This window comes from Gammaproteobacteria bacterium (assembly GCA_015709635.1).
GTDB lineage: Bacteria > Pseudomonadota > Gammaproteobacteria > Burkholderiales > Nitrosomonadaceae > Nitrosomonas.
This window is the reverse complement of record CP054180.1, coordinates 2026039-2041190: the sequence shown is the minus strand read 5'-3', so window position 1 is coordinate 2041190 and position 15152 is coordinate 2026039. Positions and strand designations below refer to the sequence as shown.

General features: G+C 51.7%; 8 protein-coding genes and 4 pseudogenes. 2 read left to right on the top strand and 10 right to left on the bottom strand.

Annotated features, from left to right (window positions below):
• Positions 1-570: 570 nt before the first annotated feature.
• Positions 571-2020 (bottom strand): annotated as a pseudogene (locus tag HRU78_09680) (IS5 family transposase).
• 111 nt (positions 2021-2131) lie between these two features.
• Here HRU78_09680 and tnpA point away from each other — a divergent pair.
• Positions 2132-2575, top strand: a pseudogene (gene tnpA, locus HRU78_09675) (IS200/IS605 family transposase).
• A 43-nt stretch (positions 2576-2618) separates the two neighbouring features.
• Here the strand turns inward: tnpA and HRU78_09670 are convergent.
• Both HRU78_09670 and HRU78_09665 read right to left on the bottom strand, forming a co-directional pair.
• A pseudogene (locus HRU78_09670) lies at positions 2619-2891 on the bottom strand (transposase).
• A gap of 77 nt (positions 2892-2968) precedes the next feature.
• Positions 2969-3268 (bottom strand): hypothetical protein, encoded by a 300-nt coding sequence (locus tag HRU78_09665; protein ID QOJ23879.1) that lies wholly within the window; start codon positions 3266-3268, stop codon positions 2969-2971.
• 432 nt (positions 3269-3700) lie between these two features.
• Between HRU78_09665 and HRU78_09660 the strand changes: the two genes are divergently transcribed.
• The gene (locus HRU78_09660; GenBank protein QOJ23878.1) at positions 3701-3952 is read left to right on the top strand and encodes a DUF1311 domain-containing protein; all 252 of its coding nucleotides are present in this window, start codon (positions 3701-3703) and stop codon (positions 3950-3952) included.
• A gap of 294 nt (positions 3953-4246) precedes the next feature.
• Here the strand turns inward: HRU78_09660 and HRU78_09655 are convergent.
• From HRU78_09655 to HRU78_09625, 7 genes and pseudogenes are all read right to left on the bottom strand, one after another.
• Positions 4247-5003 (bottom strand): annotated as a pseudogene (locus tag HRU78_09655) (IS5 family transposase).
• A 60-nt stretch (positions 5004-5063) separates the two neighbouring features.
• On the bottom strand, positions 5064-6500 hold the full coding sequence (locus tag HRU78_09650; GenBank protein QOJ23877.1) for an IS5 family transposase: 1437 nt from the start codon (positions 6498-6500) through the stop codon (positions 5064-5066).
• Positions 6501-6639: 139 nt separating this feature from the next.
• Positions 6640-7398 (bottom strand): IS5 family transposase, encoded by a 759-nt coding sequence (locus HRU78_09645; GenBank protein ID QOJ25003.1) that lies wholly within the window; start codon positions 7396-7398, stop codon positions 6640-6642.
• A 103-nt stretch (positions 7399-7501) separates the two neighbouring features.
• A complete protein-coding gene (locus HRU78_09640) occupies positions 7502-9862 on the bottom strand; it encodes a DEAD/DEAH box helicase family protein (protein ID QOJ23876.1) in 2361 nt (786 codons plus the stop codon).
• Positions 9863-9868: 6 nt separating this feature from the next.
• The gene (locus HRU78_09635) at positions 9869-10939 is read right to left on the bottom strand and encodes a virulence RhuM family protein (GenBank protein ID QOJ23875.1); all 1071 of its coding nucleotides are present in this window, start codon (positions 10937-10939) and stop codon (positions 9869-9871) included.
• Positions 10936-14037: a type I restriction endonuclease subunit R gene (locus HRU78_09630; GenBank protein QOJ23874.1), complete on the bottom strand. Its 3102-nt coding sequence runs from the start codon at positions 14035-14037 to the stop codon at positions 10936-10938. The genes HRU78_09635 and HRU78_09630 overlap by 4 nt, the downstream gene beginning before the upstream one ends.
• Positions 14030-15151 carry an anticodon nuclease gene (locus HRU78_09625; protein ID QOJ23873.1) on the bottom strand — a complete coding sequence of 374 codons (1122 nt, stop codon included), beginning with the start codon at positions 15149-15151 and terminating at the stop codon, positions 14030-14032. The genes HRU78_09630 and HRU78_09625 overlap by 8 nt, the downstream gene beginning before the upstream one ends.
• Between the last annotated feature and the right edge of the window lies 1 nt (position 15152).

Sequence of the window (15152 nt, the reverse complement as noted above, 5' to 3'; positions counted from 1 at the left end):
ACAATAAGAACTTATTATTCATTAGTGGTTTAAATTGATATAAATGACTATTTTATGATCAAAGAGCGCTGCTATTTTTTGCTTGACATTTCAAATAATCCACAGTTTTAAAAAATGATGGATATCACTCTGATATCATCCGATTAAAATAAAAAATATCCTACAACTGATTGATAATTCATAAATAACTAAGGTGTTAAATAAATAACCAATCTAAGGAAAATCCTTAGAAATTTGCGGGTTAACTATTCAAACAAGCTATTATTAACAAAGTTATCCACAGAATTTGTGGATAATGAAAAAAACTTTTTATGAAATAAGGTGTAAGTGTTGATACCGGTTTAAAATTGACAGCCATTACGGTTAAAAAATGACCAAGGGGAAACAGAGCGCAGGATACTACGCTTCTGTGGATAAGTGGACCGGACTGAGTTGGTTTTTGCCTCCTGTTGATATTTTAGTTTGGGGCTGTAGTAGATCAGGTTAAATCTTTCCGGGATTTATTCCCCCGCCCCTTGGGGCGTAATATATTCGTGTGAGCGAATATATACATAGTCGCCCCTGCAAAATTCACACAGTCATGCCGACAAACGAACGTTTTGTGTAAAAGGTGTTGATCAGTTGCAGCAGCGCAAGTCGCAATAAAGAATTCTTGATGCCCAAACGGTGTATAGCTCTCATCAGCCAGCGCAGATTGTAGCCAGCCGCACATAACACAGCGTGCAGTGCATCACCCAACTGACCTGGTAACCAGCAGCGATCCATTCGGTGATCCGACTTCAGATGCCCGATTGCAGGTTCCACGGCCTGCCGGCGCTTGAGCCAGCGCCGCTGCGGTTTCGTCAGCGACTTGTACTTGCCGCGATGGATGATTTCCACTGCCGGATTATCAGCATCCACTCCCCGAACCCGAGATCGGCAATAACCTGCTTCGGTATTGATCCGGTATCTTCGAGTAGCCTGTGCGTTTGTTCGAGCTGTTGGTGGAGAATATGACCATCGTAGGGATTGCCAGGAAAGGTTCTGGCACCGACTATCAGGCCGCTTTTGTGCGTAACAGCAATGCCGGCTTTAACTCCGAACTCGTAAGGTTTGCGTGCTTTGCCCTTGCCGATGCATTCGGCTTCCGGTGCGTGCAATGCATAGAGTTTGTTGTTGTCCTTGGGTTGCTGCTTATGAATCCGTCCTGCCCGTTCCAATAGCGTGGTCAATTGCTGCAGCGATGCGGCACAGACCGTCGTCACGGTTGCCAGTTTGCGCTGGATCTCCCGCAGCACGATACCAAGGATCGTGCGTTGGCGTTTAACGGTTTTGTGCAGACGCCGCAATTGCCTGGCGTGGGCATAGCCGCCTGCCCTTCGGCGCAGCGCCTTGCCTTCTTTGGCGTAGGTTTGCTTCAAGGTGATGCCAGCCCGTCTGGCTGCTTGCACAATCTTGCCGCGAGCAATTTCCAGTAACCGGCTATCCACCGGATGCGCAATTGCCTTTTCCTGAATTGTCGTGTCAACAATCACTCGTTTGAATTCAGCCGGTTTGACCGCCTTGGTGTGCACCGCAGTGTCAATCGTTGCCTTCAGCAGCTTCTCAACACCAGCTTCTCAACACCAGCTTCACCAATGGCGGTGCGGAAACGGCCAATCTGGGTGGCATCACACGGCAACTTCGATGTGTAATATTCCTCGCCGCTGAAATACTGCCACACCACATTCTCCGACCAGCGAACCACCAGCTCTTCGTCACTGAGGTTGAACGCATGCTTCAGATACAGCAACGATGCCATCAACCGGATCGGCAAGCGGGGGCGACCCGCAGTGCTCACGCCCCCACTGGCAATCGCCAATGTTGTGCCAAAAAGATCGTTGATCTCCAACACTTCACCCTGACGGTTTTTACGCTCAAAAGCAGGGACAAGTGCTGCTTCAATATCAGCCCACGGCAGTCGATTCGACAGCACTGCCAGGGGATGACGCAGATCAATTATCTGATCGAGACGCGCTCGGAAAAAATCATCGGTCGGCATTTCAGTTCCTCTTGATTCTCTCAGTGTTTTGATGCGAATAGTATAAATTCTCAGGGATCAATGCCGTCTAAAATTTGATGATTCCTGCAGTTCATGCAGGCTCTAAGTGTTTTGCAGGGATGACTACATAAGAGCCATAATGTAACGGTGCTGCTTTATCATCTGGTGTTTCCGGCGAAATATCGCCGCGCCGTATTTGACGAGGCTGTGGATGGGGTGTTGCGGGATGTCTGTTTAGATCTCGAACGGCGTTACCAGTTGAAGTTCATGGAGATCGGTACGGATAAGGATCATGTGCATTTTCTGGTGCAGTCGGTTCCCGCATACAGTGTCACAAAACTGGTAATACTGATCAAGAGCATCACGGCGCGGGAGGTGTTTCGCTTGTGCCCTCATGTGAAGAAACAGTTGTGGGGCGGGGAATTCTGGACTGATGGTTATTTCGTCAGCACAGTTGGCCGTCATGGCGATGAGGACACAATAAGAAATTACGTTAGAAAGCAGGGAGATGTCTATCAGCAGTTATACGAAGACAGACAACTCGCTCTCTTCTGATACCCCGCTGCTTGCGGCGGGGTTGTTCATTCTGAGTCCAAAGTTTGAGTATTTTTAGTTGTTGTTTAGGTGTTCCATAATTGAATCTGAATTCGCATTCTTTGAGAAACAGTGGAAATGATTCTTTAGGAATGCCATTGTATTTTCTTAAGACGCATTTAGCCTGATTCCAAAAGTTCTCAATGCCATTGATGTGATTCTTACCTTGAGCAAAGAGTGTGGAATGATTGATCCGTTCATGGTAAAAATGATTCACATCAAGCGCATTGTAACTGCGATAACAATCTGTATAAACTACGCTGTCAGGTGCTATTTTTCCGGCATTATGTAGCAGCCGCACAAAGCGGAAAATCGCACATTAATTATTCCAACCAACCATTACCATTATCTGAATTAATTTTTGGAATGATTGGTGTCCAATGGATTTTCCAGCGATAGTTGTTCTTGTTTTTCTCTCTCTTGCGCTGATTTTTCTTGTTCGTGAGTTTCTAAGGACTCAGGATGATCCAGATCATGAGGTAAAGCGTCTGAGATTTTTTGTTGCAGTATTTGCTGTGCTTGTGATGTTTCAGGGACTTGGCTTGGTTTTTCTTGGGATTTCTGTGACTTTTGATAAGCTTCCAGAATCTCAATTGCTGTTTTCTCGAACGGATCAAGTCCGTTCCATGATTTCGCCAATGTGCTTAATTGCATTGATATGCAATTCATCCTTATCCATCGCATATTTGCGCCACCGCTGTACTTCTCGTGTTTTCTGCGCTGTAGAACTCCGTGGCGAGTCTTGCAATTTTCAGGGCGTAGTCCGCCGCGCAAGGATAAAGTGCTCTGAGTTGTTCGGTGAGGTGACAGATTTTGGCGGTATTATTTCGTTGCGTCCCGGATATTGTTGTTTTTTTTAAGAGTAACAGGATCTTTGGGAGCTCACCGCGACGGCAACGAGTAGTGATTTAGTTGGAAACTTGCCAAAAGGCACTGATGCCATTGGTTGAGGTAGTGTCGGAACTGGGGAGTGTCAGCTTACTGTTATTTGTAAATTTTTTGTGAAGAATCTATCTCTCATGGCTGGGTTGTGCTTTTACAGAAGACGATTCAAAACTCATTAATTGAAAAGTTGGGAGAATAGTAATGAAAAAATACCTTTTAGGAGATCTGCTTAAGTCAATAATCATTTTAATGGGGTTGTCGGCAGGCTTAACATTTGCTCAAACCAAGAAAGCGGAGGGATACCAGACTTCCCAGCTTGAATTGAAAGAAGTTCAGAAACAATTGATGGAGAAATTGACGAATGAGGATAAAGAGAATCTAAGAATGTCCCAGAAATATTGGAATCGATTTAAAAATGCGGATTGCAGGAGCGAGCGTCAGGATAGGAGATGAAGCATTAAGCTGACTTGAATCGCGAACCTTGGAACGGATTCAGCACCTCAAAGAACGCTTAAGCAAATTGGAAAAGCAATCAACGTGATATGTGTGCAGCTGCATTTATTTACAGCTGCACACATATCACGCTGATTGCTGCTTTTCGATCATAAATACTGACCAAACGATCAATAATACATACTATTTCGTATTGTTTTTGGTCAGTTAATAATGCGAACTATTGATTTGTATAAATGTAATGGTGGCGGACGGTTCCCACCCGAAAAACTGGCTATCTAGGGCCTGTTAACACTACCTAAGTGCTTCGACGATGAGAGCGAAATGGATGAATGAGAGAAAAATGACATCCAGTTTGTCGAATCTGGAGAATATTCGACGGAATCCCTTGAGTCTGCGGAATAATCTTTCGATCTCATTGCGTTTTTTGTACATGGCGCGGTCATATTCCCAGAGCTCCAGCCGATTAGTTTTGGGTGGGACAACCGGGATATAACCGAGCTCCAATGCAAGCTGTCTGGTTTGATCACCCTCATAAGCGCGATCCATCAGCAGATGAGTAGGAGAAGAGACGGGGCCGAGTGCTAACAGGAGTTGTCGTCCTTCCGGTGCGTCATGTGTATGCCCCGGAGATAAGGAAAAGTTATGGCTGTTCTGGTATCTGCGGCAACCAGATGAATTTTAGTGGTCCAGCCACCTCGGGATTTGCCGATGGATTGCGGGCCGTTTTTTTTAATGCACCAGTACCATCAGGGTGCACTTTGATGCTGGTGCTATCCATCGAAACGGCTTCAATCTTGATGCGAATGATTTGTTGATGCTGCAGCTGCTCAAAAACTTTTTGAAGCACGCCGCTTTTCGCCCATCGATTCATTCGAGTGTAGATGGTATGCCAATTACCGAAACGCTTGGGTAGTCCGCGCCACTTGCAACCATGCTCGGTAACATACAGAATAGCATTGAGAATTTGTAGATTGGAATGACTGACATTGCCACGCTGGCGCGGCATGCAGTGTTCGATCTGTTGATATTGAGTTTCGGTGATTTCCATCACCGTATTATATCAAATAGTGTTAACAGGCCCTAGATTAGTTAGTCGCCCCTGCAAAATTCACACAGTCATGCCGACAAACGAACGTTTTGTGTAAAAGGTGTTGATCAGTTGCAGCAGCGCAAGTCGCAATAAAGAATTCTTGATGCCCAAACGGTGTATAGCTCTCATCAGCCAGCGCAGATTGTAGCCAGCCGCACATAACACAGCGTGCAGTGCATCACCCAACTGACCTGGTAACCAGCAGCGATTCATTCGGTGATCCGACTTCAGATGCCCGATTGCAGGTTCCACGGCCTGCCGGCGCTTGAGCCAGCGCCGCTGCGGTTTCGTCAGCGACTTGTACTTGCCGCGATGGATGATTTCCACTGCCGGATTGTCAGCATCCACTCCCCGGAACCCGAGATCGGCAATAACCTGCTTCGGTATTGATCCGGTATCTTCGAGTAGCCTGTGCGTTTGTTCGAGCTGTTGGTGGAGAATATGACCATCGTAGGGATTGCCAGGAAAGGTTCTGGCACCGACTATCAGGCCGCTTTTGTGCGTAACAGCAATGCCGGCTTTAACTCCGAACTCGTAAGGTTTGCGTGCTTTGCCCTTGCCGATGCATTCGGCTTCCGGTGCGTGCAATGCATAGAGTTTGTTGTTGTCCTTGGGTTGCTGCTTATGAATCCGTCCTGCCCGTTCCAATAGCGTGGTCAATTGCTGCAGCGATGCGGCACAGACCGTCGTCACGGTTGCCAGTTTGCGCTGGATCTCCCGCAGCACGATACCAAGGATCGTGCGTTGGCGTTTAACGGTTTTGTGCAGACGCCGCAATTGCCTGGCGTGGGCATAGCCGCCTGCCCTTCGGCGCAGCGCCTTGCCTTCTTTGGCGTAGGTTTGCTTCAAGGTGATGCCAGCCCGTCTGGCTGCTTGCACAATCTTGCCGCGAGCAATTTCCAGTAACCGGCTATCCACCGGATGCGCAATTGCCTTTTCCTGAATTGTCGTGTCAACAATCACTCGTTTGAATTCAGCCGGTTTGACCGCCTTGGTGTGCACCGCAGTGTCAATCGTTGCCTTCAGCAGCTTCTCAACACCAGCTTCACCAATGGCGGTGCGGAAACGGCCAATCTGGGTGGCATCACACGGCAACTTCGATGTGTAATATTCCTCGCCGCTGAAATACTGCCACACCACATTCTCCGGCCAGCGAACCACCAGCTCTTCGTCACTGAGGTTGAACGCATGCTTCAGATACAGCAACGATGCCATCAACCGGATCGGCAAGCGGGGGCGACCCGCAGTGCTCACGCCCCCACTGGCAATCGCCAATGTTGTGCCAAAAAGATCGTTGATCTCCAACACTTCACCCTGACGGTTTTTACGCTCAAAAGCAGGGACAAGTGCTGCTTCAATATCAGCCCACGGCAGTCGATTCGACAGCACTGCCAGGGGATGACGCAGATCAATTATCTGATCGAGACGCGCTCGGAAAAAATCATCGGTCGGCATTTCAGTTCCTCTTGATTCTCTCAGTGTTTTGATGCGAATAGTATAAATTCTCAGGGATCAATGCCGTCTAAAATTTGATGATTCCTGCAGTTCATGCAGGCTCTAAGTGTTTTGCAGGGATGACTAGGGCCTGTTAACACTACCTAAGTGCTTCGACGATGAGAGCGAAATGGATGAATGAGAGAAAAATGACATCCAGTTTGTCGAATCTGGAGAATATTCGACGGAATCCCTTGAGTCTGCGGAATAATCTTTCGATCTCATTGCGTTTTTTGTACATGGCGCGGTCATATTCCCAGAGCTCCAGCCGATTAGTTTTGGGTGGGACAACCGGGATATAACCGAGCTCCAATGCAAGCTGTCTGGTTTGATCACCCTCATAAGCGCGATCCATCAGCAGATGAGTAGGAGAAGAGACGGGGCCGAGTGCTAACAGGAGTTGTCGTCCTTCCGGTGCGTCATGTGTATGCCCCGGAGATAAGGAAAAAGTTATGGCTGTTCTGGTATCTGCGGCAACCAGATGAATTTTAGTGGTCCAGCCACCTCGGGATTTGCCGATGGATTGCGGGCCGTTTTTTTTTAATGCACCAGTACCATCAGGGTGCACTTTGATGCTGGTGCTATCCATCGAAACGGCTTCAATCTTGATGCGAATGATTTGTTGATGCTGCAGCTGCTCAAAAACTTTTTGAAGCACGCCGCTTTTCGCCCATCGATTCATTCGAGTGTAGATGGTATGCCAATTACCGAAACGCTTGGGTAGTCCGCGCCACTTGCAACCATGCTCGGTAACATACAGAATAGCATTGAGAATTTGTAGATTGGAATGACTGACATTGCCACGCTGGCGCGGCATGCAGTGTTCGATCTGTTGATATTGAGTTTCGGTGATTTCCATCACCGTATTATATCAAATAGTGTTAACAGGCCCTAGTTAGCACTTCTGCGGGTTGCTGCGGGCGGGAGAGAAAATTGCAGACAGCGTCTGCATTTTCGCGGGGTCATTCCACGGCTCCGCGGCTATCCAGCCGATATCCCATAGCCCGGTAGCCGCGCTGCCTCTTGTCCCACATCCGAAGCAACGCCGGGTGGCCAGTGTCAACGAAGTCAATGATACGAACGTCGGTTTTGCTGGCGTGTTCCCGGTGCAGGCGTCCTGCGTACTGCTGTAGCGTGCCTTTCCAGGACACAGGCATGGCCAGCACCAGTGTGTCGAGCGGCGGGTGATCGAAGCCCTCGCCAACCAGCTTGCCGGTTGACAGGAGAACACGGGGTGCGTCGGGCGGCAGTGCATCCAAGTCTGCCACCAGCGTCGCTCGCTGCTTTTTTGACATTCGACCGTGCAATACGAACGGTGTTGGTTGCAAACCGTCGAGTTTCACCTTGATGGCATCGAGGTGTTCCGTACGTTCGGTCAATACCAGCACTTTGCGTCCCTGCCCGATGGCATCACGTACCTCGGCGGCGATGGCTTCCGTTCTGGCCTGGTCATTGGCGAGATGCCGAAACACGTCTTGAATGCCTGCATCGGTGGGCAGTTCGATCCGTGCGTGGCGAGATCGAGGCACCACCTCCAGATCGTGAGGTGCACCGGCAGGCTTGGCCGCCGTGTACCGGATCGGTCCGCACTGCATGAAAATGATCGGTTGCTGGCCATCACGACGGATGGGTGTTGCTGTCAGGCCCAGCACGTACTTGGCCTTGGTCCGCTTCAGGATGGCATCGAACGATGCCGCGCCAACGTGGTGGCATTCGTCCACGATCACCTGACCGTAGTCTTCGACCAGTGGATTGACTTCCCCTTGCCGGGATACCGACTGCATAACGGCGATATCGATCTTGCCAGTGGGCTTGGCCTTGCCACCGCCGATGGTGCCAACCACACCTTTTCCTACACCCAGAAACGCTTGCAGACGCTCCTGCCATTGTTTGAGCAATTCGGTTCGATGCACCAGCACCAAAGTGTTCACACCCCGCCGCGCGATCATCGCTGCTGCGGTCACGGTCTTGCCAAAGGCTGTCGGAGCGCACAGCACGCCGTTGTCGTGGCTCAGCATGCCGGCAACTGCAGCCTCTTGGTCAAGACGCAAAGTGCCGACGAAGGAGACATCGATTGGCTCCCCGCTGAAGTGCTCATCGCGCAGGTCACAGGCGATACCGTTTTCCCGCAGTAAATCCAGCGCGGCATCGAGACAGCCCCGGGGCAAGGCAATGTGCTGTGGATAATTTTCGGCATTGCCGATGACGCGCGGCTTGTCCCACACGGACATACGCATGGCCTGAGCCTTGTAGAACTCTGGATTCTGAAATGCCGCCAGCCGAATCAGGCGGTTGGCCAATGCCTGTGGCAATTGAGCCTTCTCGAAATAGATCAGATTGGCCAGCGTGACCGTCAACGACTTCGGCATCGGGACGGACAATTTTTTGGCTGGCGTGGCCTCGCGTTTCCAGGGTGTGGCAAGATCCTCTTCGTCGATGAAGGTGACGTCCAGTGGATGAACACCACCCGTGGCACGCAGAATGGTTGGCTCGATATCGTGTACTACCATGGGCAGGATGGATGCGAGGAAACCCCACTGATCCGGATACGGGCGCAGATCGGCATCCACGAATACGCTGCAACCATTCTCGCGTGGCCATTTCTGTAGCGGCAAGGCGATCAGGTTGCCGAAGCCACCCTTGGGCATCGTGTCCTGGTTCGGAAACAGGCGGTCGTAGGATTCCAGCTTCAGTTGCCGAGTGCGTGAGCACGTATGGCTGATGATCGCCGTGCCCAAACGCCGGGCATCACGGGCCGAAACTCGGCTGGCAAAAAATACCCACACGTGCGCACCTTTGCCGGATCTCGAAATCTCCAACGCAGCTGGCACGCCCAGCTCCTCACAGGACTGCATGAAGGCCCGGGCATCGTCGCGCCAGTCGGCCTCGTCAAAATCGACTGCCAGAAAATAGCAGGTGTCATCCTCCAGTAGCGGATAAACGCCGACCGTGTGCTCGCCAGCCAGATGATCGTAGATCACCGCATCCGACAGAGGTATCAGCAGGCGGTTGCTGCAATCGCCGCACTTGATGCGCGGTTTTTCACAGACACCGGCGCGCCACTCGTTGGCGCAGGCTGGGGCATAGCCTGACTTGCCCGAGGTCTTGCCTTCCCAGCGGATTGGGTACACATCCGTGCGCCCGCGAAACAGACGGCGGAACAGCGCCACCTTTTCAGCCGTGGAAAGGCGGGATGGTTCTGGTTCTTGAGCCGCAATTGCGGCTGGCTGTGGCAACCGCCACTCAATGCCGTGGGTTTCGAGCAGCGCAATCAGGCGGGCATTTTCGGCTTGAATGGCTGCAAGCTCTGACGAGTCGGCCATTGACCGTTAATCCCCATCGATGTCCGGTTGACTGTTGGGCTCAATCTGGTTGAGCAGCCGGTCAAAATCGCTTTCAAACAGGCGGTCCTGCACAATGCGGTACTTTTCAAACTCGCTTTCGGCGTGGGCCTTGGCGATTTCTGCCGTGACCTTGCCTGCGTCCTGCAACACCTCGCGATCGGTGGCCTCGATGAAACGGTTCAGGCGGCTTTCCCAATCCTGCATGGTCATGGGAATCTTGCGCTGTGCCATGTCCTCGGCTACATCCAGATAGGCGTTGACCAAGCGGGAGAGTTGCGCCATCTCAACCTCGGTGAGGTAGTTCTTGGCCACCACCACATCGAATTTCTGAATCTTGCCCGCCGGGGCATCCTTCCGCGTGCTCAGCCCCATGTTGGGCTGATCGGCATCGGCGCGGCAGTAGACCACCTCGGCCGCTGTCTGACCGTGAATGGCCCAGTGCAACTTGTTTTGCACCGTGGCGAAAAAACGCTTGGTGGCCTGCGCCGTCACGTCGTAGTCCATCGCCGTGGCGTAGATGTCTGTGATCTTCTGGTAGAACTTGCGCTCTGAGAGGCGTATTTCGCGGATGCGCTGCAGCTGCTCTTCGAAGTACTGCTCGGTGAGCACGAAACCACCTGCCTTGATGCGCTCATCATCCATCACATAGGCCTTGATGGTGAACTGCTCGATGATGCCCGTGGCCCACTTGCGGAACTGCACCGCACGCTCGGAATTGACCTTGTAGCCCACCGCGATGATGGCAGGCAGGCTGTAGTGCTGGGTGTTGTAGCTCTTGCCGTCGGAGGCAGTTATCCGGAATTTCCGGATAACTGAATCTTCCTGCAGCTCGCTGTCACTAAAGATTTTTTTCAGGTGCTCATTCACCGTGCGCACGTTCACGTCGTACAGCACGCCCATCATTTTTTGGGTGATCCAGACGTTCTCTTCGGCGTACACCGCTTCCACGCCGCCCTGGCCGCTGGCGGCGATGAACGTCAGGTATTCCGCCGCCGAGGAGCGGACGATGGAAACCTCGGATTTCTTGGGCGGCTGGGGTGGTTTGCGCTGGGTCATATCACGCCGCCCACGCCTTTGAACTTCTCAACAAAAGCCGCGATTTTCTGGAACACGCTTTGCTTTTTGGTCAGGTACTGCGGGTTCAGCGGGCTCATCTTGGGCAGAACAGCGTTGAGCTCCGTGCCGCTATCACTGGCGAATTCCCGCTTGAGTGAGGTGGTGATATAGCGCCGAGCCGCTTCGGCATTCAGATTTTCGGCGCTGATCAGCTCTTGCGCCTCACGCTGCTGTTCGGCTTGGGCAAAGGTGAAGAAAGCATCAATCACACTGGCCTTGTCACCAATCTGATCCAGATCGGTCTGATTGATGAAATCGACCAGCAAGCTCTCTTTGGCCCGGTTGCCCAGGCTGGCGCGAATGACCCGGCGCACTTCGTCCACCAACTCCGATTTGCTCTTGATCTTCTTGTTGTGCTCAAAAATCAGCTCCAGGATGTAATCCAGATTGATTTCCTGTGATTTCAGCAGATCCACCTCAAAGACCACGTCATCCCAATCGATGGTGGATTTATCCTTCTCTGCCCCCGCTTTGTCACGACGCAGCCAGTCGCGCACATCGTTGTATGTCGAGCGATAATCCTGAATTTTCCGCTCGGCCGGCAGCGTGATGGTTTGGAGTGCAGTCAAGTCATCGTCACTTAAATAGTGTTTTACCTTGAACGCCTCAACCGCAGCCGGGTCGGTCATGTCGACGGTTTGCAAATCCTTCAGGCTGGCGAATTCGTCGTAGTTTTGCAGCACGTTCTCAACGCGCAAATACTCGCCAAACAGTTTTGCGAAGGCTTTTTTGTCCGCCTCTTTTTCAATAGCAGCGGGGTCAGGAAAACGCTGCTCCAGTTCCTTCACCACTTCTACAAAGCCACGCCGCGCCTCGCCGGTGGTCGCATCGGTGAAGCCTTCCATGTATTCCTTGTAGCTCTTCTCCAGCACCACGTTCTTGGTGTTCTTGTCGCCGAACAGGGTGATGGCGTCGATGGTTGCCTGTTCCAGGTCGCGGAAGGTGACGATATTGCCGAAGGTTTTGGTGGCGTCGAAAATACGGTTGGTGCGCGAGTAGGCCTGCATCAGCCCGTGGTAGCGCAGGTTTTTGTCTACGAACAAGGTATTCAGCGTGGGGGCGTCAAAGCCGGTCAGGAACATGCCGACCACAATCAGCAGGTCGATTTCCTTGGCTTTGACCTGCTTGGCCAAATCGCGGTAATAGTTCTGAAAACCGTTGCTGTCCACGCTGAAATTGGTTTTGAATAGCGCGTTGTAGTCCGCGATGGCTGCGCTCAAAAACTCTTTGGCGCTACTGTTCATGGCCGAGACATCAAAACTTTCGTCCTGAATGTCGCCGACCGCATCCTGCTCTTCGTTGGCGGCGAACGAGAAGATGGTGGCCACCTTCAAAGGCTTCTCGCTGCCTTTCTGCAGCTCCCGGAACGATTCATAGTACAGCTTGGCGGCGTCCACGCTGCTGACTGCGAACATGGCATTGAACCCTTTATTGCCCGCTTGCAGGCGGTGGGTTTTCTGCCGGAAATTGTTCAGGATGTATTGGGCGATCTCGCGGATACGGTCAGGGTGCAATAAGGCCTGCTTGTTTTCCGCCGCGCTGAGTTTTTTCTCGTCCTGCTCGGTTTCGATGGCTTTGAACTGCGGGCGGACATCGTTGTAATCCACCTTGAACTTCAGCACCTTTTCATCACGGATCGCATCGGTGATCACATAAGAATGCAGTTCGCGACCAAACACGCTGGCGGTGGTTTCTGCGCCCAAGGCGTTTTCCGGGAAAATCGGCGTGCCGGTAAAGCCAAACTGATAGAACTTCTTGAATTTCTTCTTCAGGTTCTTCTGCGCTTCGCCAAACTGGCTGCGGTGGCACTCGTCGAAGATGAACACCACCTGCTTACCGTAGATGGGCAAGTCGGCTTCGCTCTTCATCAGATTGTTGAGCTTCTGGATGGTGGTGACGACGATCTTGTTGTCGTCCTTTTCCAGATTGCGTTTCAGGCCCGCCGTGCTGTCTGAGCCATTCACGCTGTCCGGTGAAAAGCGTTGATATTCCTTCATGGTCTGGTAATCCAGATCCTTGCGGTCCACCACGAAAAACACCTTGTCGATGAAGTCCAGCTCCGTGGCCAAACGCGCCGCTTTGAAACTGGTCAGGGTTTTGCCCGAGCCGGTGGTGTGCCAGATGAAGCCACCACCCTCAAGCTGGCTCCAGTTCTTGGCCTGATACGCGCTGTTAACCTTCCACAGAATGCGCTCGGTGGCGGCAATCTGATACGGGCGCATCACCAGTAGCGTGTTGCTGACATCAAATACCGAGTAGTGCAACAGCACATTGAGCAGGGTATGTTTCTGGAAGAAGGTGGCGGTGAAATCCTTCAGATCTTTGATCAGGCTGTTGTCCGCCTTCGCCCAATTCATGGTGAAGTCGAAGCTGTTCTTGTTGCGCGCCGTGGTGTTCGCAAAATAGCGGCTGTCGGTGCCGTTGGAGATCACAAACAGCTGCAGGTACTTGAACAAGGAATGCTCGGTGTTGAAGCTTTCCTTGCTGTAGCGATGCACCTGATTGAAGGCTTCACGAATCGCCACGCCACGCTTTTTTAGCTCCACTTGAACCAGCGGCAGGCCATTGACCAGAATCGTCACATCGTAGCGGTTGGCATGGCTGCCGGTCTGCTCAAACTGTTTGATCACCTGCACCTTGTTGCGAGCAATGTTTTTCTTGTCCAGCAGGTAGATGTTCTGGATGCGCCCGTCGTCGAAGACAAAGTCGTGGATATAGTCGTCGTGAATCTTGCGGGTTTTCTCAACGATGCCATCACTGGGTTTATCCAGCCAGGTTTCGACAAACCGCAGCCACTCGCCATCTGCAAACTGCACGTTGTTGAGCGTTTGCAGTTGCGCGCGCACATTGGCCAGCAAGGCCGCCGGCGTGCTCAAATCGGGCAGGTGTTCATAGCCCTGATTGACCAGATCTTGGATGAACTCGCGCTCCAAGTCATATTCGCTCTGATAGCTTTCTGCGACCTTCCATTCCTGGGTGTATTTATCCAGAACGATGAAGTTTTTGGATTCGGCAATCGTCTTGGCGTAATCAACCATTTTGTTGTTCCTGCTGCCAGAAGCCATAGTTGCTCTTCAAGTGATCGAGCAACAGTTTTACAGTCGCCTTCTCAGCTTGCGTTGGCGCCGCAACGGCTTCATTCGATAGCGTGCTGTGGCTGGTGAAATTGATGATCCGGGCCAAATAGAGCTGCTTGTCATCAGGCAAAAGCTCTGACCACTTCGGGTAGCCCAGAAAACTGGCCGTTTTCTCGTAAAGATTGCGCAGCAAGGTGAAGTGAAATCTTTCCACCTTGTTGTCGGCAATCGCCTGCTCAATGGTGTGCTTCAGGTGCAGGTGATAGGAAAAGCTCTTGTTGGAGTCGCCCTGCTTTTCCGTGAGGGCAAAACTGCCATCATCGAAACGCTCCAGCAGGTAGCACAGCTTGCTGCCCAGCTCATTGAACAACACGTTGTAGAACAGCGGGCTGTGCGTCGTGACGATGAACTTCAGTCCGGATTGGCTGGATTTGATCAGCCCTGCCAAGTTAACCGCCAGTTCGATCAAGTGGTTTTCATCCAGCGAACTCACCGGATCGTCAATGAATACGTATTCGAGCCTATTGAAAGCATCGGTGGAGCGGTTTTCGGCGTCTGCGATGTTCAGCTCGGAAATCAACTGCTCCAGCAGGGCATTGAAAACGCTCCAGATAAAATTGCTTTCCTCGCCTTTCGATATCTTGATATGGGGTTCTGGCTGTTCGTTGCCGCGCTCAAATGAAAATCGAACCGTCGAAAAGTCCGCGCTGAAATGCGGCGTCAGCTTTTCGCTGGTGTAGTTCTGAAAGGTCGTCGTAATGCTCTGATCCTGACCTTGCTCTTCGAGTACCCATTTGGTGAACGCGTTGGGTTGGATTTTCAACTTGGGCTCTGCATCCAGCCCCAGGTCGTTGTCCCAATAGAACAGATCTTCGGTGAAAGCGCTGTAGTAGAGGATTTTCTTGGCTGCCAAATCAGACGCCTGCGCCTCTTCACCCTCCGCTTTGGGTGCAATCAGCGCCTTGAACGCCCGCGACAGACGGGTCTTGCCCGTGCCGTTGAAGGCGTAGATCAGCTGCACCTTTTTATCGGTGTTTTGCAGTTGCTCGGCGATTTCGGTCAGCGTCTTGCCCATG